The organism is Escherichia sp. UTM R2, from assembly GCF_048593455.1.
Lineage (GTDB): Bacteria > Pseudomonadota > Gammaproteobacteria > Enterobacterales > Enterobacteriaceae > Escherichia > Escherichia coli.
This window is the reverse complement of the sequence record NZ_JBFWDY010000002.1, coordinates 593,438-617,037: the sequence shown is the minus strand read 5'-3', so window position 1 is coordinate 617,037 and position 23,600 is coordinate 593,438. Positions and strand designations below refer to the sequence as shown.

Annotated in this window: 27 protein-coding genes; 20 read left to right on the top strand and 7 right to left on the bottom strand. The window is 51.5% G+C overall.

Annotated elements, in window-relative coordinates; all coding sequences use genetic code 11:
• Positions 1–254: 254 nt before the first annotated feature.
• Complete coding sequence (gene rlmG / locus AB4H76_RS03830; RefSeq protein ID WP_000018695.1) at positions 255–1,391, bottom strand: 23S rRNA (guanine(1835)-N(2))-methyltransferase RlmG; 1,137 nt, start codon at positions 1,389–1,391, stop codon at positions 255–257.
• An 84-nt stretch (positions 1,392–1,475) separates the two neighbouring features.
• Here rlmG and AB4H76_RS03825 point away from each other — a divergent pair, with 84 nt between their 5' ends.
• From AB4H76_RS03825 to sstT, 5 genes are all read left to right on the top strand, one after another.
• The gene (locus AB4H76_RS03825) at positions 1,476–1,979 is read left to right on the top strand and encodes a M48 family metallopeptidase (protein ID WP_001401153.1); all 504 of its coding nucleotides are present in this window, start codon (positions 1,476–1,478) and stop codon (positions 1,977–1,979) included.
• A gap of 76 nt (positions 1,980–2,055) precedes the next feature.
• Entirely contained in the window at positions 2,056–2,748 is a 693-nt protein-coding gene (locus AB4H76_RS03820; RefSeq protein WP_001411307.1) for a SanA/YdcF family protein, read from the top strand.
• Between the two features lie 78 nt (positions 2,749–2,826).
• Positions 2,827–3,813 carry a Gfo/Idh/MocA family protein gene (locus AB4H76_RS03815; protein WP_001301393.1) on the top strand — a complete coding sequence of 329 codons (987 nt, stop codon included), beginning with the start codon at positions 2,827–2,829 and terminating at the stop codon, positions 3,811–3,813.
• 282 nt (positions 3,814–4,095) lie between these two features.
• A complete protein-coding gene (gene alx, locus AB4H76_RS03810; RefSeq protein ID WP_001098806.1) occupies positions 4,096–5,061 on the top strand; it encodes a TerC family membrane protein Alx in 966 nt (321 codons plus the stop codon).
• A gap of 398 nt (positions 5,062–5,459) precedes the next feature.
• Complete coding sequence (gene sstT / locus AB4H76_RS03805; RefSeq protein ID WP_077491837.1) at positions 5,460–6,704, top strand: serine/threonine transporter SstT; 1,245 nt, start codon at positions 5,460–5,462, stop codon at positions 6,702–6,704.
• Positions 6,705–6,708: 4 nt separating this feature from the next.
• Here the strand turns inward: sstT and AB4H76_RS03800 are convergent, their stop codons facing one another.
• From AB4H76_RS03800 to uxaC, 3 genes are all read right to left on the bottom strand, one after another.
• Positions 6,709–7,260 carry a YgjV family protein gene (locus AB4H76_RS03800; protein ID WP_000128136.1) on the bottom strand — a complete coding sequence of 184 codons (552 nt, stop codon included), beginning with the start codon at positions 7,258–7,260 and terminating at the stop codon, positions 6,709–6,711.
• Positions 7,261–7,342: 82 nt separating this feature from the next.
• Complete coding sequence (gene uxaA / locus AB4H76_RS03795; RefSeq protein ID WP_001199352.1) at positions 7,343–8,830, bottom strand: altronate dehydratase; 1,488 nt, start codon at positions 8,828–8,830, stop codon at positions 7,343–7,345.
• Positions 8,831–8,844: 14 nt separating this feature from the next.
• The gene (uxaC, locus tag AB4H76_RS03790; RefSeq protein ID WP_000187442.1) at positions 8,845–10,257 is read right to left on the bottom strand and encodes a glucuronate isomerase; all 1,413 of its coding nucleotides are present in this window, start codon (positions 10,255–10,257) and stop codon (positions 8,845–8,847) included.
• 482 nt (positions 10,258–10,739) lie between these two features.
• Between uxaC and exuT the strand changes: the two genes are divergently transcribed.
• The 13 genes from exuT to AB4H76_RS03725 all read left to right on the top strand — a co-directional run bounded on the left by exuT (position 10,740) and on the right by AB4H76_RS03725 (position 18,782).
• Complete coding sequence (gene exuT / locus AB4H76_RS03785; RefSeq protein ID WP_001226463.1) at positions 10,740–12,038, top strand: hexuronate transporter ExuT; 1,299 nt, start codon at positions 10,740–10,742, stop codon at positions 12,036–12,038.
• A 129-nt stretch (positions 12,039–12,167) separates the two neighbouring features.
• Positions 12,168–12,944 (top strand): transcriptional regulator ExuR, encoded by a 777-nt coding sequence (gene exuR / locus AB4H76_RS03780; protein ID WP_000406488.1) that lies wholly within the window; start codon positions 12,168–12,170, stop codon positions 12,942–12,944.
• A gap of 238 nt (positions 12,945–13,182) precedes the next feature.
• The gene (gene yqiM / locus AB4H76_RS03775; protein ID WP_211180508.1) at positions 13,183–13,266 is read left to right on the top strand and encodes a protein YqiM; all 84 of its coding nucleotides are present in this window, start codon (positions 13,183–13,185) and stop codon (positions 13,264–13,266) included.
• 21 nt (positions 13,267–13,287) lie between these two features.
• Positions 13,288–13,950 (top strand): DedA family general envelope maintenance protein YqjA, encoded by a 663-nt coding sequence (yqjA, locus tag AB4H76_RS03770; protein WP_000422149.1) that lies wholly within the window; start codon positions 13,288–13,290, stop codon positions 13,948–13,950.
• Between the two features lie 3 nt (positions 13,951–13,953).
• Positions 13,954–14,337, top strand: a complete 384-nt coding sequence (gene mzrA, locus AB4H76_RS03765; protein WP_001166760.1) for an EnvZ/OmpR regulon moderator MzrA — start codon at positions 13,954–13,956, stop codon at positions 14,335–14,337.
• A 146-nt stretch (positions 14,338–14,483) separates the two neighbouring features.
• On the top strand, positions 14,484–14,852 hold the full coding sequence (gene yqjC / locus AB4H76_RS03760; RefSeq protein WP_001295543.1) for a DUF1090 family protein YqjC: 369 nt from the start codon (positions 14,484–14,486) through the stop codon (positions 14,850–14,852).
• Positions 14,853–14,889: 37 nt separating this feature from the next.
• Positions 14,890–15,195, top strand: a complete 306-nt coding sequence (locus tag AB4H76_RS03755) for a DUF883 family protein (protein WP_077491770.1) — start codon at positions 14,890–14,892, stop codon at positions 15,193–15,195.
• Positions 15,196–15,197: 2 nt separating this feature from the next.
• Entirely contained in the window at positions 15,198–15,602 is a 405-nt protein-coding gene (locus AB4H76_RS03750) for a phage holin family protein (protein ID WP_000785722.1), read from the top strand.
• Entirely contained in the window at positions 15,592–15,891 is a 300-nt protein-coding gene (locus AB4H76_RS03745; RefSeq protein WP_000096086.1) for a YqjK-like family protein, read from the top strand. Before AB4H76_RS03750 ends, AB4H76_RS03745 begins: the two co-directional genes overlap by 11 nt.
• 185 nt (positions 15,892–16,076) lie before the next feature.
• Positions 16,077–16,469, top strand: coding sequence for a DoxX family protein (locus AB4H76_RS03740; RefSeq protein WP_000732240.1), 393 nt, complete (start codon positions 16,077–16,079; stop codon positions 16,467–16,469).
• A gap of 69 nt (positions 16,470–16,538) precedes the next feature.
• The gene (yqjG, locus tag AB4H76_RS03735; protein WP_000531197.1) at positions 16,539–17,525 is read left to right on the top strand and encodes a glutathionyl-hydroquinone reductase YqjG; all 987 of its coding nucleotides are present in this window, start codon (positions 16,539–16,541) and stop codon (positions 17,523–17,525) included.
• 293 nt (positions 17,526–17,818) lie between these two features.
• The gene (locus tag AB4H76_RS03730) at positions 17,819–18,184 is read left to right on the top strand and encodes a DUF805 domain-containing protein (RefSeq protein WP_000384145.1); all 366 of its coding nucleotides are present in this window, start codon (positions 17,819–17,821) and stop codon (positions 18,182–18,184) included.
• 241 nt (positions 18,185–18,425) lie between these two features.
• Positions 18,426–18,782 carry a DUF805 domain-containing protein gene (locus AB4H76_RS03725; protein WP_001198807.1) on the top strand — a complete coding sequence of 119 codons (357 nt, stop codon included), beginning with the start codon at positions 18,426–18,428 and terminating at the stop codon, positions 18,780–18,782.
• A gap of 50 nt (positions 18,783–18,832) precedes the next feature.
• Here the strand turns inward: AB4H76_RS03725 and yhaJ are convergent, their stop codons facing one another.
• A complete protein-coding gene (gene yhaJ / locus AB4H76_RS03720; protein WP_001041009.1) occupies positions 18,833–19,729 on the bottom strand; it encodes a DNA-binding transcriptional regulator YhaJ in 897 nt (298 codons plus the stop codon).
• A gap of 104 nt (positions 19,730–19,833) precedes the next feature.
• Here yhaJ and AB4H76_RS03715 point away from each other — a divergent pair, with 104 nt between their 5' ends.
• A complete protein-coding gene (locus tag AB4H76_RS03715; RefSeq protein WP_000633576.1) occupies positions 19,834–20,535 on the top strand; it encodes a pirin family protein in 702 nt (233 codons plus the stop codon).
• A 22-nt stretch (positions 20,536–20,557) separates the two neighbouring features.
• Positions 20,558–20,722, top strand: a complete 165-nt coding sequence (gene yhaL, locus AB4H76_RS03710; protein ID WP_001345966.1) for a protein YhaL — start codon at positions 20,558–20,560, stop codon at positions 20,720–20,722.
• A 133-nt stretch (positions 20,723–20,855) separates the two neighbouring features.
• Here yhaL and cyuA read toward each other — a convergent pair whose 3' ends face one another.
• Together cyuA and AB4H76_RS03700 are read right to left on the bottom strand one after the other, a co-directional pair.
• Complete coding sequence (gene cyuA, locus AB4H76_RS03705) at positions 20,856–22,166, bottom strand: cysteine desulfidase (RefSeq protein ID WP_000460515.1); 1,311 nt, start codon at positions 22,164–22,166, stop codon at positions 20,856–20,858.
• 27 nt (positions 22,167–22,193) lie between these two features.
• Positions 22,194–23,525 carry an amino acid permease gene (locus AB4H76_RS03700; RefSeq protein WP_000401598.1) on the bottom strand — a complete coding sequence of 444 codons (1,332 nt, stop codon included), beginning with the start codon at positions 23,523–23,525 and terminating at the stop codon, positions 22,194–22,196.
• Positions 23,526–23,600 lie beyond the last annotated feature (75 nt).

The window sequence follows — 23,600 nt, the reverse complement described above, 5'->3', positions numbered from 1 at the left end:
ATATGATAACATCCGTTGCCAGATTGGCAACGGATGAATTTATCTGTGTGACGGAAGAATAAACGTAGAAAAACGCTAAACAAGAGAATGTAGACGATGGTGACAGGGATTTTTTGTTTTATGGAAGCGCGATTCCAGAACTGGGCAGACATTGCCGGATGCGACGCTTGCCGCGTCTTATCCGGCCTGGAGTAACGTGCTGAACGTAGGCCGGATAAGGCGTTTACGCCGCATCCGGCAGGTAACTCCCAATCTTACCGACGACGTCCCAGCTTCACCGCTTTCAGTACCACAAATTTATTATTCGTCGCAATAGTGGTGCAGTTGCCGAAAATCTTCTTCAGTTTATGGAAGTAATCCAGGTGACGGTTGGCAACGATATACAGCTCGCCGTTGATTTTCAGGCAGCGGCGGGCGTGGTGGAACATCTCCCAGGCGACGTTATCGGTCAGCGCATGTTGTTGGTGAAACGGCGGGTTGCAGAGCACAGCATTAAAGCGGAAAGGCTCCACGCCGGAGAGCGCGTTGTTGATCATAAACTCGCAGCGATCCAACGCCTCTGGCATGTTGGTTTCAACGTTCAAACGGCTGGAAGCAACCGCCATCGGCGATTCATCGACAAACACCACTTTCGCCTGCGGGTTTTTATCAAGCAGCGTCAGACCAATAACGCCATTACCGCAACCGAGATCGACAATCTCCCCTTCGAGATTCTCTGGCAGATGTTGCATAAAGAAGCGCGCGCCGATATCAAGCCCGGTGCGGGAGAAGACATTCGCATGGTTGTGGATAGTCCAGTCAGTACCTTCCAGCTTCCAGCTAACGGTCTGCGGCGCATCGGCCAGCTGCGGTTCATTGAAAGTGCAATTAATCAGGCGCGCTTTTTTCCATGCCAGCGTGGTGGTGGTTGGGCCGAGCACTTTTTCGAACAGTTCCAGCGTGGAAGTGTGAATGTCACGGGCCTTGGCACCGGCAATAATACGTGTATCCGACGTGACCACTTTGCGCAGCGCACGCAGTTGCTGTTCCAGCAATGCCAGTGTTTTCGGCACTTTGATCAGCACCACACCCGGCTGTTGCGGGTAGTCGGCGGTGCTGTCGAGAAACTTCACGCTCGACTCATCAATCCCGTTGAGGCGTAAATTCTCGCGCGTCGCCAGTTCACTGATGTATGAGTCGCCAATGCTGTACGGCTTATGTTCCGCCAGCGCGCAGCTTAACGCACCAAAGGCATCATTCAGGATCAACACCGGGCCGCGGATTTCTGTGTCGTCCAACTGTTGCAGCAAATATTCATCCGCCGCTTCCCACGCCTGTAGCGGGTTAACGTCATCCGTCGCCGGAAAACGTTGTAGTGTCAGTGAACGGAAACCGTTGTCTAAGTGGCTCATCGGCCCTCCTGAATGATAAAATTTCGACGTTGCCCCTGAAAAGGGTGCGTGAGTATACCCTTTTTCTCTTTTTCGTGGGCGGTTATGAGCAATCTTACTTATCTTCAGGGTTATCCCGAGCAGCTACTTTCCCAGGTGCGAACGCTGATTAACGAACAGCGTCTGGGCGATGTGCTGGCAAAACGCTATCCGGGAACACACGACTACGCCACCGATAAAGCCCTCTGGCAATATACTCAGGATCTAAAAAATCAGTTTCTGCTCAATGCCCCGCCGATCAATAAAGTGATGTATGACAATAAGATCCATGTGCTAAAAAACGCGCTCGGGTTACATACCGCTGTTTCTCGTGTGCAGGGCGGCAAGCTGAAAGCAAAAGCGGAGATCCGCGTCGCTACCGTGTTTCGCAACGCGCCGGAACCGTTTTTGCGCATGATCGTGGTGCACGAGCTGGCGCACCTGAAGGAGAAAGAGCATAACAAAGCGTTCTATCAATTGTGCTGCCATATGGAGCCGCAGTACCACCAGCTTGAGTTCGACACCCGGCTGTGGCTAACGCAGTTGTCGCTTGGGCAGGACAAAATCTGAAAATGATGTCAGGCGTTATCTTTTCTTTCTTTAGCGCCTAAAATCGACCTCCCCCCTTTCGTTAAGGATAACGACCATGCTGCGCGCATTTGCCCGCTTTCTTCTCCGTATTTGTTTTTCTCGCCGGACTCTAAAGATTGCCTGCTTACTGTTACTTGTGGCAGGAGCGACCATTTTTATCGCCGATCGAGTAATGGTCAACGCCAGCAAGCAGCTGACCTGGAGCGATGTCAACGCAGTTCCGGCGCGTAACGTGGGCTTATTGCTGGGGGCCAGGCCGGGTAATCGCTACTTTACCCGACGTATTGATACCGCAGCAGCGTTGTACCACGCCGGAAAAGTGAAATGGCTACTGGTAAGTGGCGATAACGGACGTAAAAATTACGATGAAGCATCAGGTATGCAGAAGGCTTTGATCGCTAAAGGCGTACCGGCGAAAGTGATCTTCTGCGACTATGCCGGATTCTCAACGCTTGATTCAGTGGTGCGTGCCAAAAAGGTGTTTGGGGAAAACCATATCACCATTATCTCGCAAGAATTTCATAACCAACGCGCCATCTGGCTGGCAAAACAGTACGGCATCGACGCTATCGGGTTTAACGCGCCAGACCTGAATATGAAGCACGGTTTTTATACTCAACTGCGGGAGAAACTCGCTCGCGTCAGCGCGGTGATTGACGCAAAAATCCTCCATCGTCAGCCGAAATATCTCGGGCCATCGGTCATGATTGGGCCGTTTAGTGAGCATGGCTGTCCGCCGAAAGAATAATGCGTATCTGCGCACGTCGAAGATGAAAAAGGCGTGCTACATTGACGGCAGAATCCCTTTATGGAGTATCCACGCGTTATGATACGTTTCGCTGTGATTGGTACGAACTGGATCACTCGCCAGTTCGTCGAGGCCGCCCATGAGAGCGGTAAATACAAGTTAACCGCCGTATATTCCCGCAGCCTTGAACAGGCCCAGCACTTCGCCAATGATTTTTCTGTCGAGCATCTGTTTACCTCGCTGGAAGCGATGGCGGAAAGCGATGCCATTGACGCGGTGTATATTGCCAGCCCGAATGCCCTGCACTTTTCCCAGACACAACTTTTCCTTAGCCATAAAATTCATGTGATTTGCGAGAAACCACTGGCGTCGAATCTGGCGGAAGTGGATGCCGCCATTGCCTGTGCGCGGGAAAATCAGGTGGTGCTGTTTGAGGCATTTAAAACCGCCTGCCTGCCGAACTTTCATTTGCTGCGCCAGGCGCTGCCGAAAGTCGGCAAATTGCGTAAAGTCTTTTTCAACTATTGCCAGTATTCCTCGCGGTATCAACGTTACCTGGATGGTGAGAATCCCAACACCTTTAATCCGGCATTCTCTAACGGTTCAATTATGGATATCGGCTTTTACTGCCTGGCGTCGGCGGTAGCGTTATTTGGTGAGCCGAAAAGCGTGCAGGCAACCGCCAGTTTACTGGCAAGTGGTGTAGATGCCCACGGCGTGGTGGTGATGGATTACGGTGATTTCAGCGTCACCTTGCAGCACTCAAAGGTCAGTGATTCTGTCCTGGCAAGCGAGATTCAGGGCGAAGCGGGATCGCTGGTGATTGAAAAACTGTCTGAATGCCAGAAAGTGTGCTTCGTGCCGCGTGGCAGCCAGATGCAGGATCTCACCCAGCCGCAGCATATTAATACCATGCTCTACGAAGCAGAGCTGTTCGCTACCCTGGTGGATGAGCATCTGGTGGATCATCCAGGGCTGGCGGTCAGTCGCATCACAGCCAAACTGCTGACCGAGATCCGCCGCCAGACTGGGGTGATTTTTCCGGCAGATAGCGTAAAACTATAATTGCCAAAGTAAAACAGTGTAAAAGGTATGTAACAGACCATTGACTGGCTGAATGGTCTGTCATACTTTGTTACCTGCAAAGGGGAGTAACTTCATTGCCGGTCGATCGTCATTACGATGTGTGAAAACCACATCCGGTCACCGGGCAACCCGAAAGGAATACGCAGACGTATTCCTTTTTTGTTGTAAGTGAGACCTTGCCGGAAGGCGAGGTCTATGCATAAAAAGCAGCGGCTGACGTCTTCCGACGTTGGCCGTTTTTTTTATGTGTAAGGAACTTCTATGAATACTGTCGGCACGCCGTTGCTATGGGGCGGATTCGCTGTGGTTGTCGCCATTATGCTGGCTATCGACCTGTTGTTGCAGGGGCGTCGTGGGGCACATGCCATGACCATGAAACAGGCTGCGGCCTGGTCGCTGGTCTGGGTGACGCTGTCGTTACTGTTTAACGCCGCTTTCTGGTGGTATCTGGTGCAAACCGAAGGTCGCGCCGTTGCCGATCCACAGGCACTGGCCTTTCTCACGGGTTATCTGATTGAGAAATCGCTGGCGGTCGATAACGTCTTTGTCTGGCTGATGTTGTTCAGCTATTTCTCCGTTCCGGCGGCATTACAACGTCGCGTGCTGGTGTATGGCGTGCTCGGGGCGATTGTTCTGCGTACCATCATGATCTTCACAGGCAGCTGGCTGATTTCGCAGTTCGACTGGATCCTGTATATCTTCGGTGCCTTCCTGCTGTTTACCGGCGTGAAGATGGCGCTCGCCCATGAAGATGAATCAGGCATTGGCGACAAGCCGCTGGTGCGCTGGCTACGCGGTCATTTGCGCATGACCGACACCATCGACAACGAGCATTTCTTTGTGCGTAAGAATGGATTGCTGTACGCCACACCGCTGATGCTGGTACTGATTCTGGTGGAATTGAGCGACGTGATTTTTGCCGTGGATAGCATTCCGGCTATCTTCGCCGTGACCACTGACCCGTTCATTGTGCTGACCTCAAACCTGTTTGCGATCCTCGGCCTGCGTGCGATGTATTTCCTGCTGGCGGGCGTAGCAGAGCGTTTCTCGATGCTCAAATATGGCCTGGCGGTGATCCTGGTGTTTATCGGTATCAAGATGCTGATTGTCGACTTCTACCATATTCCAATCGCCGTCTCGCTGGGCGTGGTGTTTGGCATTCTGGTGATGACGTTTATTATCAACGCCTGGGTGAATTATCGGCATGATAAGCAGCGGGGTGGATAATTTTTAATCTGCCTAAGCCGTGTACCCTGTCATTAACATGAGCACCGTTTTCTCCCTCTCCCTTCCAGGGAGAGGGTCGGGGTGAGGGTAATTTTTCGCACCGATGCTGGCCTGTTCCCCTCACCCTAACCCTCTCCCCAAACGGGGCGAGGGGACTGACCGAGTCCTTTTTTGATGTTGTCATCAGTCTGGAAGCCGCACGTTGGCTTTATTTTTATGTCAAATAAATGTAACCATTAAGTTTCAAAATATGACCTCTCTTTAAAATCCAGCATTTTTCGCTTCCCGAAGCTGTAACTTTCCTTATACTCGACCTTGCAAACACTTTGTTACATCCTGAAAGATGCGTCGACAGAACGCACCAGGGATGTGCGACAACACAATGAAAGGATCGAAAAATGACTACGCAACGTTCACCGGGGCTATTCCGGCGTCTGGCTCATGGCAGCCTGGTAAAACAAATCCTGGTCGGCCTTGTTCTGGGGATTTTTCTGGCATGGATCTCAAAACCCGCGGCGGAAGCTGTTGGTCTGTTAGGTACTTTGTTCGTCGGCGCACTGAAAGCCGTTGCCCCCATCCTGGTGTTGATGCTGGTGATGGCATCTATTGCTAACCACCAGCACGGGCAGAAAACCAATATCCGCCCTATTTTGTTCCTCTATCTACTGGGCACCTTCTCTGCTGCTCTGGCCGCAGTAGTCTTCAGCTTTGCCTTCCCTTCTACCCTGCATTTATCCAGTAGCGCGGGTGATATTTCGCCGCCGTCAGGCATTGTCGAAGTGATGCGCGGGCTGGTAATGAGCATGGTTTCCAACCCCATCGACGCGCTGCTGAAAGGTAACTACATCGGGATTCTGGTGTGGGCGATCGGCCTCGGCTTCGCACTGCGTCACGGTAACGAGACCACCAAAAACCTGGTTAACGATATGTCGAATGCCGTTACCTTTATGGTGAAACTGGTCATTCGCTTCGCACCGATTGGTATTTTTGGGCTGGTTTCTTCTACCCTGGCAACCACCGGTTTCTCCACACTGTGGGGCTACGCGCAACTGCTGGTCGTGCTGGTTGGCTGTATGTTACTGGTGGCGCTGGTGGTTAACCCATTGCTGGTGTGGTGGAAAATTCGTCGTAACCCGTTCCCGCTGGTGCTGCTGTGCCTGCGCGAAAGCGGTGTGTATGCCTTCTTCACCCGCAGCTCTGCAGCGAACATTCCGGTGAATATGGCACTGTGTGAAAAGCTGAATCTGGATCGCGATACCTATTCCGTTTCTATTCCGCTGGGTGCCACCATCAATATGGCGGGCGCAGCAATCACCATTACCGTGTTGACGCTGGCTGCGGTTAATACGCTGGGTATCCCGGTCGATCTGCCCACGGCGCTGCTGTTGAGCGTGGTGGCTTCTCTGTGTGCCTGTGGCGCATCCGGCGTGGCGGGGGGGTCTCTGCTGCTGATCCCGCTGGCCTGTAATATGTTCGGTATTTCGAACGATATCGCCATGCAGGTGGTTGCCGTCGGCTTTATCATCGGCGTATTGCAGGACTCTTGCGAAACCGCGCTGAACTCTTCAACTGACGTGCTGTTCACTGCGGCAGCTTGCCAGGCGGAAGACGATCGTCTGGCAAATAGCGCCCTGCGTAATTAATTGTTTAACCCCTTTCGTCTATGGCGGGAGGGGTTTTCTCTACTTTAAACGGATCAATTCCCCTTTTCTGCATCCGCCAGAAACGAATGATATTCAGGCCATTCATAAGCAGAAAACTACCCTCAATCATCGTGCCGCCTATCGACCCCGCCCAGAAGTTGTGAATCACCCAGCAACACGTTGAAAACCACATCACGCAGCGCATGGTGAGCCCTTTACAGCGGAACAGCGCCCAGGTACTGACAATCGTACCGATAACCGGCAATAGTTCGACAGGATGATGGAACTTCGCGAGGCCAATTCCGCCAGTCAGCACAATAAAAATCGCCATTACCCATAAGCTGCGCGTGCGTAAGGTAATCAATGTACGAATGGCATTAAGGATGGCACTGGCACCGGCGGGATAGGTACCCAGAAGAAAAAAATGTACGCCAATAACGGCGCTATAGACCGAAAGCTGCTTTTTGAAGCGACGTTCGTCACGATTGAAAAATGTTGTGATACCAATCAGAAAGGCGATGACACCCACGCCCTGGGCCAGCCAATACGCGGTCATGATAAATCCTTAGCAGGTATGGAAAAGCAAACGGCGCTTCACATTATGAAACGCCGTTTTTTATTAACAACTCATTTCGACTTTATAGCGTTACGCCGCTTTTGAAGATCGCCAGTTCGCGGAAGTCGTTACGCTCGTTACAGGTTTGCTTACCGTTGGCAAACTCAACGATGGTGTCGATAAATTCTTCCAGCAACTGCGGCATCGCTTTACCGTGGATCAGCTGACCCGCGTCAAAGTCGATCCAGTGTTTTTTCTTCGCCGCCAGTTCACTGTTGGTGGCGATTTTCACCGTCGGCACAAATCCACCATACGGCGTGCCACGACCAGTACTGAACAGCACCATATGGCAGCCCGCACCCGCCAGGGCGCTGGTCGCTACGGCATCGTTACCCGGCGCACTTAACAAGTTCAGCCCCGGCGTTTTCAGACGCTCGCCGTAACGCAGCACGTCAACCACGACGCTGGAACCCGCTTTCTGGGTACAGCCAAGTGATTTGTCTTCCAGCGTGGTGATACCGCCCGCTTTGTTCCCCGGCGATGGGTTTTCATAGATCGGCTGGTCATGGGCAATAAAGTACTGTTTGAAGTCGTTGACCATAGTGACCAGTTTTTCAAACGTTGCTTCGTCGCGGCAATGGTCCATCAGCAACTGCTCTGCGCCAAACATCTCCGGCACTTCGGTCAGTACGGTAGTACCGCCGTTAGCAATCACGTAGTCAGAGAAACGCCCCAGCATCGGGTTAGCAGTAATACCAGAAAGACCGTCAGAACCACCGCACTCCAGACCAAACTTCAGTTCGCTGAGTTTGCCTGGCTCGCGTTTATCGTTGCGCATCACGTTATACAGCTGATGCAAATGCTCGATCCCGGCTTCGATCTCATCATCCTGCTGTTGGCAGATCATGAAATGAACGCGTTCAGGATCGATATCGCCCAGCGTTTCACGGAATGCGGCAACCTGGTTGTTTTCACAGCCCAGACCAATCACCAGCACTGCGCCTGCGTTCGGGTGGCGCACCATGTTTTGCAGCATGGTGCGGGTATTAATGTGATCGTCGCCCAGCTGTGAGCAGCCGTAGGTGTGGCTGAAGAGGAACACGCCGTCGGTACCTTCAGCGTTGTTGGTCTCTTTCAGAAAACGGTTCTGGATCTGCCGCGCGATGCCGTTGACACAGCCCACGGTTGGCAGGATCCACAGCTCGTTACGCACCCCGACATCGCCGTTAGCGCGACGATAGATCTGCACTTCACGATCTGCTGCTTGCGCAGGCAGATCCTGAAAATCAGGTTGATAGCGATACTGATCCAGATCGCTCAGATTCGTGCGCGTATTGTGGGCGTGAACGTGTTCCCCCGCCGCAATATCCGCCAATGCATAACCAATCGGCAGGCCATATTTGATGACGTTGGCCCCTTTTGCGATATTCGTTAACGCAAATTTATGTCCACGAGCAACATCCTGGCGCAGCCTAACAGTTTGGTTATCGACACTGACTTCTGTGCCTTCAGCCAAATCCGCTAAAGCGACCGCGACGTTATCCAGCGCATGGATCTTGATGTATTGCATATCAACCCCAGACCTTAGTTCAGTTCAATGGCGAAGTAGTCACGCGCATTGTTAAAGCAAATATTTTTCACCATCTCGCCCAGCAGGTTGATGTCCGCCGGTGCTTCGCCCGCTTCCACCCAGCGACCGATCATCTGGCACAGAATGCGGCGGAAGTATTCGTGACGGGTGTATGACAGGAAGCTACGGCTGTCAGTTAGCATACCGACAAAGCGGCTCAGCAAACCGAGCTGCGCCAGTTGGGTCATCTGACGTTCCATACCGTCTTTCTGATCGTTAAACCACCAGCCGGAACCGAACTGCATTTTGCCCGGCATACCTTCGCCCTGGAAGTTACCGATCATGGTGCCCAGCACTTCGTTATCGCGCGGGTTCAGGCAGTAGAGAATGGTTTTCGGCAGCAGGTTTTCTTCATTCTGCTTGCTCAGCAACTTAGACAGCTCTTCCGCCATCGGACGGTCGTTGATGGAGTCAAAGCCTACATCCGGCCCCAGCAGTTTGAACTGACGCAGGTTGTTATTACGCAGCGCGCCAATGTGGTACTGCTGTACCCAGCCGCGACGTGCATATTCGGCACCAAGGAACACCAGTACCGCAGTTTTGAACTGCGCCACTTCGTGCTCGCTCAGGGTTTCGCCAGCCAGACGGCGCGCCAGAATGCTGTCCAGTTCCGCTTCGTTCGCTTCAGCAAACATCACCACATCCAGCGCGTGGTCAGACACTTTACAGCCGTGAGCGGCGAAGTGATCCAGACGTTTGGTCAGGGCAGTTTGCAGGTCAGCAAAGCGGCGAATGTCGGTATCGGAAACTTCGCCCAGCTTCGCCATGTAGTCGTTAAAGGTCGCCTGTTCGATGTTGAAGGCTTTGTCCGGACGCCAGCTCGGCAGCACTTTGATGGTGAAAGAGCCGTCTTTGGCGATCTCTGCGTGATGCTCCAGAGAATCGATCGGGTCATCGGTGGTGCCGACCATTTTCACGTTCATCTGCTGCATGATGCCGCGCGCGGAGAAGTTATCCTGCGCCAGCAGTTCGTTACATTCGTTCCAGATTTCATCGGCAGTTGACGGAGAAAGCAATTTGCCAGTGATACCAAACGGACGGCGCAGTTCGAGGTGCGTCCAGTGGTATAACGGGTTGCCGATAGTGTGCGGAACAGTCGCCGCCCAGGCGTCAAATTTTTCACGGTCAGACGCATCACCGGTACACAGACGCTCGGCCACACCGTTGGTACGCATAGCGCGCCATTTGTAGTGATCGCCTTTCAGCCAGATGTCATACAGGTTTTTAAAACGATAGTCTTCCGCAATCTGCTGCGGCGGCAAATGGCAATGGTAATCGAAAATCGGCTGGTCTTTTGCGTAGTCGTGATACAGACGGCGGGCAAATTCGGTATCTAACAGGAAATCTTCAGTCATAAACGGAGTCATTTTCGTCTTCCTCTCAACGAGTGAGCTAGCTTGCTTATGGTGCGATGCTGACAAAGTTATCACACCAATTTCCAGAGTCCGAAGATATTTTCGTGAGTTAGATCAATAAACGTAGTTAAAAAAATTACTCTCAAAGTGGTAAATCTCGCTGCAGGCCGCGCCAGTACTGGCCTCGCTGTCGTCAGGTAATGTCCCTACAAATATTCCCACATTTGTGATGGCTCTCACCTTTTAAAGTTGTATGACAAGTTATCTTTCTGCCGTCGCAAATCATAAGTCGACGGAATGCAAATTGCCGATTCATTCATTTGTTAGATGAATCGGGTTAACCGGTACGGAAGCCGAATTAGCACGAAACTTTCATGGCAACGTTCGGGGCGTGCCGGTTTTTTTTCGGTTACCCGGTCGTAACTAACATCTTCAGCCTCTGGCGGGATGATGGCCGCGCTTCCTGCGGATATAACAAAACGATGAGGTTTTACATGCGTAAAATTAAAGGGTTACGTTGGTATATGATCGCACTGGTGACGCTTGGCACCGTGCTTGGTTACCTGACGCGTAACACTGTGGCGGCAGCTGCGCCAACTCTGATGGAAGAGTTAAACATCTCCACCCAACAGTATTCCTATATCATCGCAGCCTATTCTGCTGCTTATACGGTCATGCAACCGGTAGCGGGCTATGTACTGGATGTGCTGGGTACGAAAATCGGTTATGCAATGTTTGCTGTACTGTGGGCCGTGTTCTGTGGTGCAACCGCGCTGGCCGGTAGTTGGGGTGGCCTGGCGATTGCTCGTGGTGCAGTCGGTGCCGCGGAAGCAGCGATGATCCCGGCGGGTCTGAAAGCCAGCTCCGAATGGTTCCCGGCGAAAGAGCGTTCCATCGCAGTAGGTTACTTTAACGTAGGTTCTTCTATTGGTGCGATGATTGCGCCGCCGCTGGTGGTATGGGCAATCGTAATGCACAGCTGGCAGATGGCATTTATCATCTCCGGTGCATTGAGCTTTATCTGGGCGATGGCATGGCTGATTTTCTATAAACATCCGCGCGACCAGAAGCATCTGACCGATGAAGAACGCGACTATATTATTAATGGTCAGGAAGCCCAGCACCAGGTGAGCACGGCGAAGAAAATGTCCGTTGGTCAGATCCTGCGTAACCGTCAGTTCTGGGGTATCGCGCTGCCGCGTTTCCTGGCAGAACCGGCCTGGGGTACTTTTAACGCGTGGATCCCGCTGTTCATGTTTAAAGTTTACGGCTTTAACCTGAAAGAGATCGCGATGTTCGCCTGGATGCCGATGCTGTTTGCTGACCTCGGTTGTATCCTCGGTGGTTACCTGCCGCCGCTGTTCCAGCGTTGGTTTGGTGTGAACCTGATCGTTTCCCGTAAGATGGTCGTAACGCTGGGTGCTGTGCTGATGATTGGCCCGGGTATGATCGGTCTGTTCACCAACCCGTATGTCGCAATTATGCTGCTGTGTATCGGTGGTTTTGCCCACCAGGCACTGTCTGGCGCGCTGATTACGCTCTCTTCTGACGTGTTTGGTCGTAACGAAGTGGCAACGGCAAACGGTTTAACCGGGATGTCCGCATGGCTGGCAAGTACGCTGTTTGCGCTGGTTGTCGGTGCACTGGCTGACACCATCGGCTTCAGCCCGCTGTTCGCAGTTCTGGCAGTGTTCGACCTGTTAGGTGCGCTGGTTATCTGGACCGTGTTGCAGAACAAACCGGCGATTGAGGTGGCGCAGGAAACACATAACGATCCCGCACCGCAACATTAACGTTTCGTGTAAGTTTTAGTTTCCCTTCAAAGCCGCCTTCTCAGGCGGCTTTTTCATCACTGCGAGTAGAGCTAAACTCGCAAAAGTGGTATAACAAATATAGTCTGCCGTATCATGCCTGGAGCGCATATGGAAATCACTGAACCACGCCGTTTGTATCAACAACTTGCCGCTGACCTGAAAGAGCGCATCGAACAGGGCGTCTATCTGGTGGGTGATAAACTGCCTGCAGAACGCTTTATTGCCGATGAAAAGAACGTCAGCCGTACGGTAGTTCGTGAAGCCATCATCATGCTGGAAGTTGAAGGCTATGTCGAAGTGCGTAAAGGTTCAGGTATTCATGTGGTTTCCAACCAGCCGCGCCATCAGCAGGCGGCTGACAATAATATGGAATTCGCCAATTACGGTCCGTTTGAGTTGCTTCAGGCTCGCCAGCTCATCGAAAGTAATATTGCCGAATTCGCGGCAACTCAGGTAACGAAACAGGACATCATGAAACTGATGGCCATTCAGGAACAGGCGCGCGGCGAACAATGCTTCCGTGATTCCGAGTGGGATTTGCAGTTCCACATTCAGGTCGCTCTGGCGACGCAGAACTCCGCCCTGGCGGCTATCGTGGAAAAAATGTGGACCCAGCGTAGTCATAACCCGTACTGGAAAAAACTGCACGAACACATTGATTCCCGTACCGTCGATAACTGGTGTGATGACCACGATCAAATCCTCAAGGCGCTGATTCGCAAAGATCCTCATGCTGCTAAGCTGGCAATGTGGCAGCATCTGGAAAACACCAAGATCATGTTATTTAACGAAACCAGCGACGACTTCGAGTTCAATGCCGACCGCTATCTATTCGCCGAAAACCCGGTAGTGCATCTCGATACGGCCACCAGTGGCAGTAAATGAAACTCCTGTCCGACAGGCGCTGCGACGCGCCTGTTTGTCTCGTCGGTAAGCAAAAAGTATAAAGTGTCAGCCTGTGTAAATCCTCTCGCCACCCTCCCCTGCATTCAGCAAAATCAGACTCCACGGACATGTAATTTTGATAACGAACAACGTTGACCTTTGTTACAATTAGATTCAATTTGAATTTATGCTTTTGAATGCTTCTTATCTAACGATTTAACAGGGAATAGTTCAGGCTGTGTTGATGTATCAAACCCGCAGAACATACCAAAACAGCAATAACATTGCGGTAGTGCATCTTTTAAAACCAGCGTGGCGTTAACCGATTCACCAGGAATAATGAATGGAACTTTTGACCCAATTGCTGCAAGCCCTGTGGGCGCAGGATTTTGAAACCCTGGCCAATCCATCGATGATTGGCATGTTGTATTTTGTCTTGTTTGTAATTTTGTTCCTTGAAAACGGCTTGCTTCCGGCGGCCTTTTTACCGGGCGACAGTTTACTGGTATTGGTCGGCGTGTTGATTGCGAAAGGCGCGATGGGTTACCCGCAAACGATTCTGCTGCTGACCGTTGCCGCCAGCCTCGGCTGCTGGGTCAGCTATATTCAGGGGCGATGGCTGGGCAATACCCGCACCGTACAAAACTGGCTATCTCATTTACCCGCGCATTATCATCAACGCGCACACCATCTTTTTCATAAACACGGTTTATCGGCGCTGTTAATTGGTCGCTTTATTGCGTTTGTCAGAACACTGCTGCCGACGATTGCCGGGTTATCAGGGCTGAATAACGCGCGCTTTCAGTTTTTCAACTGGATGAGCGGTCTGCTGTGGGTATTGATCCTGACAACTCTGGGTTACATGCTCGGCAAAACGCCGGTATTTTTAAAGTACGAGGACCAGCTGATGTCATGCCTGATGCTGCTCCCGGTGGTGCTGCTGGTGTTTGGCCTGGCAGGTTCTCTGGTCGTGTTATGGAAAAAGAAATATGGAAATCGGGGGTAAGGGATGCAAATACCTCGCATGTCGCTTCGCCAGCTAGCCTGGTCCGGCGCTGTTTTACTTCTGGTCGGCACGCTGTTGCTGGCCTGGTCCGCGGTTCGCCAGCAAGAGTCTACGCTGGCGATTCGTGCCGTTCATCAAGGCACAACGATGCCAGACGGTTTTTCAATCTGGCATCACCTTGACGCTCATGGCATTCCTTTCAAAAGTATCACCCCCAAAAACGACACTCTGTTAATTACATTTGACTCCAGCGACCAGAGCGCCGCCGCAAAAGCGGTCCTCGACAGAACATTGCCCCATGGCTACATCATTGCGCAGCAGGACAATAACAGTCAGGCTATGCAGTGGCTGACCCGGTTACGGGATAACTCTCATCGCTTCGGATAACTTCCTGTTATCCGAAACATATCACTCACTTTGGTGATTTCACCGTAACTGTCTATGATTAATGAGGCGGTGGTTAACACTACCGCTTCGTTGTCTGGACAATCGTTCCTTTGTAATAGGTCCGAATCACAATGGAAGGTTCAAGAATGAAATACCGCATCGCTTTAGCTGTTTCTCTTTTTGCTCTTAGTGCTGGTAGTTATGCCACTACCCTGTGTCAGGAAAAGGAGCAAAATATCCTTAAGGAGATCAGCTATGCCGAAAAACACCAAAACCAGAATCGTATTGACGGTCTGAATAAAGCCCTGAGTGAAGTCCGGGCCAACTGTTCAGATAGCCAGCTGCGTGCCGATCATCAGAAGAAAATCGCAAAGCAGAAAGATGAGGTGGCGGAACGCCAGCAAGATTTAGCCGAGGCGAAGCAAAAAGGCGATGCCGATAAGATTGCCAAACGCGAACGGAAACTGGCAGAAGCGCAGGAAGAGCTGAAAAAGCTGGAAGCGCGCGACTACTAACTCACAATAGTCACTACTTACTCACCTGGAGAAAACTATGTCGAAAGAACACACTACGGAACATCTGCGTGCTGAGTTGAAATCCCTTTCCGATACGCTGGAAGAGGTGCTTAGCTCATCTGGCGAGAAGTCGAAAGAAGAGTTGAGTAAGATTCGTAGCAAAGCGGAGCAGGCACTGAAACAGAGCCGTTATCGCCTGGTTGAAACCGGTGATGCCATCGCCAAACAAACCCGTGTCGCGGCGGCGCGTGCCGATGAGTATGTGCGTGAAAATCCATGGACGGGCGTGGGCATTGGCGCTGCAATCGGTGTAGTGCTCGGCGTTCTGCTGTCGCGTCGTTAATTATGGCGGACACTCATCACGCGCAAGGGCCCGGTAAAAGCGTTCTGGGCATCGGGCAGCGAATTGTTTCCATCATGGTTGAAATGGTGGAAACACGTCTGCGGCTGGCGGTGGTTGAGCTGGAAGAGGAAAAAGCTAATCTCTTTCAACTTTTACTGATGCTGGGCCTGACGATGCTTTTCGCTGCATTTGGTCTTATGAGCCTGATGGTGCTAATTATTTGGGCGGTTGATCCGCAATATCGCCTGAATGCGATGATTGCCACCACCGTGGTGTTGCTGCTACTGGCACTGATTGGCGGTATCTGGACGTTACGTAAATCGCGTAAATCCACCTTGCTGCGCCATACACGCCATGAGCTGGCAAACGATCGGCAGCTGCTCGAGGAGGAGTCCCGTGAGCAGTAAAGTCGAACGTGAACGACGTAAGGCGCAACTGCTTAGCCAGATCCAGCAACAACGGCTGGATCTTTCTGCCAGTCGTCGTGAATGGCTGGAGGCAACAGGCGCTTACGATCGTCGCTGGAATATGCTGCTAAGTCTGCGCTCCTGGGCGCTGGTTGGCAGTAGCGTGATGGCGATCTGGACGATTCGCCATCCTAATATGCTGGTCCGCTGGGCCAGACGCGGTTTTGGCGTATGGAGCGCCTGGCGTCTGGTTAAAACGACCCTCAAGCAGCAACAGCTTCGCGGTTAACTTCCCTCTGGCCGGAGCCATTCCGGCCTTACCCATCAAATTTTTTGAAGATTTTTGACAGTTTTCCTTGCTAACAATCATCATTCACCACGTTTATGATTCTCTCCATCGACAGCAACGACGCTAATACCGCGCCCTTGCACAAAAAAACAATCAGCAGCCTGAGTGGCGCAGTGGAGAGTATGATGAAAAAATTAGAAGATGTTGGTGTACTGGTAGCACGCATTTTAATGCCGATTCTGTTTATTACCGCTGGCTGGGGAAAAATTACTGGCTACGCGGGTACCCAACAATATATGGAAGCAATGGGCGTCCCGGGTTTTATGCTGCCGCTGGTGATTCTGCTTGAGTTCGGTGGTGGTCTGGCAATCCTGTTCGGTTTCCTGACTCGCACCACTGCCCTGTTTACTGCGGGCTTTACGCTGCTGACGGCATTTTTATTTCACAGCAACTTTGCTGAAGGCGTCAACTCGCTGATGTTCATGAAAAACCTGACAATTTCTGGCGGATTCCTGCTGCTGGCAATTACCGGTCCGGGCGCGTATAGCATCGACCGCCTGCTGAATAAAAAGTGGTAAGCACGCGCTATACTTAACGATAAAAAACGAGGAGGAAGCTCCTCGTTTTTGCTATTGGAGGAGAGAAAAATGGGTCAACTGATTGACGGCGTCTGGCATGACACCTGGTACGATACCAAATCTACCGGCGGTAAATTTCAACGTTCAGCTTCCGCATTTCGTAACTGGCTCACTGCCGATGGCGCTCCTGGCCCCACTGGCACAGGCGGTTTTATCGCAGAGAAAGATCGTTATCATCTCTATGTTTCACTCGCCTGCCCGTGGGCGCACCGCACGCTGATCATGCGCAAACTCAAAGGACTGGAACCGTTTATTTCCGTTTCCGTAGTGAACCCGCTGATGCTGGAAAACGGCTGGACCTTTGATGACAGTTTTCCGGGAGCAACCGGAGACACGCTCTATCAACATGAATTTTTGTATCAGCTTTATCTCCACGCCGATCCCCACTACAGCGGACGAGTTACTGTTCCCGTGCTGTGGGACAAAAAGAACCACACCATCGTCAGCAACGAATCAGCAGAAATCATCCGCATGTTTAATACCGCGTTTGATGCGCTGGGCGCGAAAGCGGGTGATTACTACCCACCAGCCCTGCAAACGAAAATTGACGAACTTAACGGCTGGATTTATGACACCGTTAACAACGGCGTGTATAAAGCTGGTTTTGCCACCAGCCAGGAAGCTTACGACGAGGCGGTGGCGAAAGTGTTTGAATCGCTGGCACGACTGGAGCAGATTTTAGGCCAGCATCGTTACCTGACCGGCAACCAGCTAACCGAAGCCGATATTCGCCTGTGGACTACGCTGGTGCGTTTTGATCCGGTGTATGTGACCCACTTCAAGTGTGATAAGCACCGCATCAGCGATTACCTGAATCTGTACGGTTTTCTGCGCGATATCTACCAGATGCCGGGGATCGCCGAAACAGTCAATTTCGATCATATCCGTAATCATTACTTCCGCAGCCATAAGACCATCAACCCTACGGGGATTATTTCAATTGGTCCGTGGCAGGATCTCGATGAACCGCATGGACGAGATGTTCGCTTCGGTTAAAAAAAGGCACCTTACGAGGTGCCTCTGATAATTAGCTAAGTGCATGTTGTTCATGTCGGATGTGGCATGAACGCCTTATCTGACATACAAAACATTGTACATTCAATAGATTGCATAACCCGCGCAGACCAGATAAGCGTAGCGCATCTGGCGATTTTGCGCTTGTCATCAGTCTTAGCGCGCCTTCACGGCACTTTATTAATTCCTTGAACGAATATTTACTGCCATTTCATTCACGTCTATTCTTAATTTGCTGCTTTAAAAACAAGTGATTGAGCAAAATTGAGGCAAAAATGGACTGGTATCTGAAAGTACTAAAAAATTATGTCGGTTTCCGGGGTCGTGCGCGGCGCAAAGAGTACTGGATGTTTATTCTGGTCAACATCATCTTTACGTTCGTGCTGGGGCTGCTGGATAAAATGTTAGGCTGGCAACGCGCTGGTGGCGAAGGCATCCTGACGACAATCTACGGTATTCTGGTGTTTTTACCGTGGTGGGCGGTTCAGTTCCGCCGCCTGCACGACACCGACCGCTCGGCGTGGTGGGCACTGCTATTCTTAATCCCGTTTATCGGCTGGCTTATTATCATCGTCTTTAACTGCCAGGCGGGTACGCCAGGCGAAAACCGCTTTGGACCAGATCCAAAACTGGAACCTTAAAACAAATCTGCTCGCCGGATGTCTGACTCATCTGGCTTTTATCATTATGTTGATGAATGAATAATTTACTAATGTTTATTTAAAATATTTCAATGTCGTTATATAAATTACCTATAAAAAATAACCATGTAATTATCTTAAATATCAAAACCTTTATAACATCCGAAAAAGAAAGATACGAATAGCATTTACACAATACCCGGAATAGACTTTCGTCACTTTTAATTAAAGGGATGTTTTTATGCAGTGGTATTTGTCCGTATTAAAAAATTATGTTGGTTTCTCTGGTCGCGCACGTCGTAAAGAGTACTGGATGTTTACTCTGATTAACGCCATCGTCGGCGCTATTATCAATGTCATTCAATTGATTTTAGGTCTGGAGCTTCCATATCTGTCTATGCTTTATTTGCTGGCAACCTTCCTTCCCGTCCTTGCGCTTGCTATCCGTCGCTTACACGATACCGACCGTTCAGGTGCCTGGGCCTTGCTCTTTTTTGTTCCGTTTATTGGCTGGCTCGTGCTTCTGGTTTTTTTCTGCACAGAAGGTACTTCTGGCAGCAATCGTTACGGAAACGATCCGAAGTTTGGTTCAAATTAATCTTAGAATTGGGGCGATATTTCGCCCCTTTTTATTAACAATAATAAATATTATTTTCCGTTAAAAAGTTTGGGAATTTCCCGCAGACACCAGGATTTCGCTTCCCCCATACTGTCACGACGCCAGGCCATAATAATATCGATCTCGCTGGTCGATTCCGGGCTGACGACACGCAACCGCCCTTCCGCAATATCTTTTTCGACCATAGGATACGGCATCGTCGCCACGCCAAGCCCCGCCAGTAATGCCTGACGTTTATCTTCAATCGTGCTCACCGTTAAGCGCGGCTGTTTGTCCAGCAGCTGTACGGTCAACACCGGGCGCTCACGAGCGGTATCCGCCACCGCAATTCCACGATATTTCACACGCGTCACTTCAGATAACGGTTCCGGCTCCTGATGAATCGGGTGATCAGGCGCGGCAACGTAGACGTTCATTAACGTATAGAGCTTGCGCGAGTTGATCTCCGACGAGGAACGAAAATGCATATCCGGCGCGATAACAATATCCGCCCGCCCCTGCTCCAGCCGTTCCCACGCCCCCGCCAGCACTTCTGTGATGATTGCCAGTTGGGTATTGGCTTTTGCCGCCAGTTTGTCGATTAACGGGAAAAAGGCAGGTGTCGGTACCAGCGCTTCGGTCACAATGGTGAGATGCGTTTCCCAACCGCGCGCGAGAGCTTCCGCATCAGTAGTCAGTTTATCTGCAGCTTCCAGCAAAACGCGCCCTCGCTCCAACAACATCCTCCCGACATTGGTGAATTTGGTACGATGGCCCGAGCGGTCAAACAGCACCACATCCAGCTCTTCTTCCAGTTTTTGCATGGTGTAGCTAAGTGCGGAAGGCACGCGTCCCAGCTCATCCGCCGCCGCCGCAAAACTGCCCCGGCGATCGATCGCATCCATAACCCGTAGTGCTTCCAGCGTTAATGCCCTTTCTTTGGCCATTTCGTTCTCATTCAGGAAATTTGAACATACCGGGCAGAATATCTGGCTAACAATGTAGCGTCCAGCCCCTTACCATAAAAGGAAGTAAAGAGAGGTCAAGAATTATGATTACTACCCGAACTGCCAGGCAGTGTGGACAAGCAGACTACGGATGGTTGCAGGCCCGGTATACTTTTTCCTTTGGACACTACTTCGACCCGAAATTGTTAGGCTATGCCTCCCTGCGTGTGCTTAACCAGGAAGTGCTGGCCCCAGGTGCCGCCTTTCAGCCGCGAACCTATCCCAAAGTCGATATTTTAAATGTGATTCTGGATGGAGAAGCAGAGTATCGCGATAGCGAAGGCAATCATGTTCAGGCCAGCGCCGGAGAGGCGTTGCTGCTCTCTACCCAGCCGGGTGTCAGCTATAGCGAACACAATCTCAGCAAAGACAAACCGTTAACGCGAATGCAGCTTTGGCTGGACGCCTGCCCGCAGCGAGAGAATCCGCTGATTCAAAAGCTGGCGCTTAATATGGGCAAGCAGCAATTAATCGCCTCGCCAGAGGGTGCGATGGGAAGCCTGCAATTACGCCAGCAAGTGTGGCTGCACCATATCGTGCTCGACAAAGGCGAAAGTGCGAATTTCCAGTTGCATGGGCCACGCGCGTATTTGCAATCGATTCACGGGAAATTTCATGCGCTTACGCATCATGAAGAGAAAGCGGCGCTGACCTGCGGTGATGGGGCGTTTATTCGTGACGAGGCTAACATTACGCTGGTTGCCGATTCCCCACTGCGCGCTTTGCTGATAGATTTGCCTGTCTAGTTGTTTTTACAGGGAGATGATGATGAGTAAAAAATTGGCCAAAAAGCGCCAGCCGGTGAAGCCCGTGGTGGCGAAAGAACCTGCTCGCACCGCCAAAAATTTTGGCTATGAAGAGATGTTGAGCGAGCTGGAAGCTATCGTCGCGGATGCTGAAACGCGTTTAGCCGAGGATGAAGCTACCGCGTAAAGACAGGTTGCCGGATGCGGCGAAAACGCCTTATCCGGCCTACAAAATCCAACAACATTAACGAATTAAACAACCCGTAGGCCGGACAAGATGCGCCAGCATCGCATCCGGCACGATCCCCAAAACCTGGCGTTTATCTGGCCTTGCTCGCCATAATCTCGATAATCTGCCGATCCGTTTGCTGCATCGAATGGCTTGCTAACGCACACAGGTTGGCAATCGACTGCTCAACATCATGCGCCACAATCCCTTCATTGCCGGTCACGGCGGTATCATCCAGCGCCATTAACACCGCTTTCCACGCAGCCGAAGCACTGGTCGAAACCTTCATCGCGCAGCTGTTCGACGCACCATCGCAAATCATGCCGCTGACATCGCCGATCATACTGCTGATCGCCATCGAGATGGTTTCATAACGCCCATCCACCAGCCATGCCATCCCGGCGGCGGCCCCCATTGCTGCGGTCGTTGCGGCACACAGCGCAGACAAACGCGGTAACTGGTTATGGATGTAAATTGCGCTCAAATGCGAAAGCATCAGCGCACGCGCCAGCCGTTCATCATCCGCTCCGAAGTGTTCTGCTACCACCACCACAGGCATTGTTGCGGTAATCCCCTGGTTACCCGAGCCGGAGTTACTCATAGCCGGAAGCGTAGCGCCGCCCATACGCGCATCGGATGCCGCGCTGGTACGAATCACAATGGATGAAGAGAGATCTTTCGCCAGCAAACCGCGCTCGCACTGTTTTTCCAGCGTCGCGCCAATATGCAGCCCCCACTTACCGCTCAAACCTTCCTGCGATAACGCACAATTTAGCTTCGCAGAATCGAGAATAAAGCGGATCGCCGCAAACGGGACTTCATTGACGAACTTCAGGATCTCAGCCAGCGTCGTTCTGGAAAGCACCGTCAGCGGAGACTCTTGCTCGCCCTCTGCCACACACGCCTGCTGGGTAAACACCACACCATCGTGCGTCTCAATATGCACAATGTTGGTATGCCCGCCGACGATGGTGACACACGCCCACTTCTCACCGTTCCAGACTTTGGCGCGTGAGAAGAGGATTTCATTGCAAGGTTCCTGGATCTTAACGGAGACTTTCCCCGCCGCCAGCAGTGCTTTGGCATCGGCAATTGCCTGCGCAGTTGCGTCTTTCAGCACTTCCAGCCCGGCGTTGGCATTTCCACCTAACGCCCCCAGCGCCGCCGCAATCGGCAGCCCCACCATTCCCGTGCCGGGAACGGTGACGCCCAGACCGTTCTTCATCAGATTTGGCGAAACCCAGGCTTCTACACGTTCAACCGGACCTTCCAGTTCTGCCGCAGCAACCGCCGCCGCCAGCGCCAGTGAAATCGGTTCAGTACATCCCAGCGCCGGTTTTACTTCCTCCTGAACGGCGAGGATGTAACGCTGCCATAACGGATTTAAAGTCGAATCAAACATATTAAAAACCTTAAAATTTCAGGTAAATCAAGAAAATGCCAGGAACGGAGAAACACAAAGCAACAAACCAGTGACGATAATCAGGTACAGAGACATCCCTTTGTATTTGTGCAATGCCGGTACTTTGTAAACCAGCCACGCCGGGATCAGGCACCCTACCATGCCGAAAATCGGGCTACAGATAGAGGTGAAGCTCAACACCGGTGCGTTCAGTACGATGGCGCTCCAGGCCAGCAAAATGGCGAAAATCATGATGCCGCGCTGAACAAGATTTTCGTTAATCTTCTCGGCAGGCATCTTGCGACGCAGGATGTTCATTACGATCCCTTGCGTTGCTTCGCGAAAGCCTAAATAGACGCCAAAGAATGCAGTCATGACAGCAAAGATATTGAGAATGACGCTGACCACTTTCACCCACGCTGCGCCGTCACCGCTAATAAACTGTGCGGCAATCGCCAGCGCGGAAATATTCTGCTCGTAGGCTTTTACCGCTTCGTCATGTCCCATCGCCAGCGTGAACGACACGGCGTAGAAAAAGACGGTGACAAACAAAATGCCAAACGCGATATTCATTGCCCGCAATGCTTTATGCCGCGCCACTTCAATGGATTTTTCCCGCGAGCGATAAGAGATCACCATCGGGCTTAACGTCTGAATAAACAGAATCGACGTCAGGGTAAACGGCAGCGTAATAATGGCGTTTTTCACCAGCAGCCCCAGCGGCGGTAGCGAACCGACGTTATACAGATGCCACATTCCCACCATCGACACGCCCAGCGCCGCGACCACCAGCAGCTTGGTCAGCACCATGCCGGTCGAAATTTTGAATAACAATTTCTCGCCGCGTGAGGAGATCGCCACCAGAATGCAAATCAGTACCAGACCATAAAAGGGACTGTCTGACAGCAACCCTTCCGTCACGCCGAAGGTATGCAGGTAGGAAGCACTATCGTTGGTGATGGCGGTGGAATAGACGAACATCCAAATCACCAGCATTACGAAATAGAGCGCACCTAACAGGATGCCCCAGTTTTTACCTAAATAACCGCTAATGACACTCGGGTAATCTTTACATTCTGGTGATTCTGCCAGCGTATTAATAAACAACCGCTGAAACAGATACATTGCCGGGTAACCAATCACCGATGAGAGCAAAAATACCCACAATCCCATCAAACCGACCTGCACCGGGAGAAAAACAATCCCCGCGCCAATCGCCATCCCGATACTCATAATCACCCAGCCGGTGTCAGTACTGTCGAATTTGATCGCTTCTCGCCACTCGCTCTCACTCATTCCAGCACGACCCGCCGGGGTCGAAGCGTCTGCAATGACGCCTTTATTCGATGCAATTTCCATAATTTCTCGCTCAAAATTTTGTAGGGCTTATTATTTTTTTCCGAGCCGCATCAAGGCGATATGCGGTCTACGTTT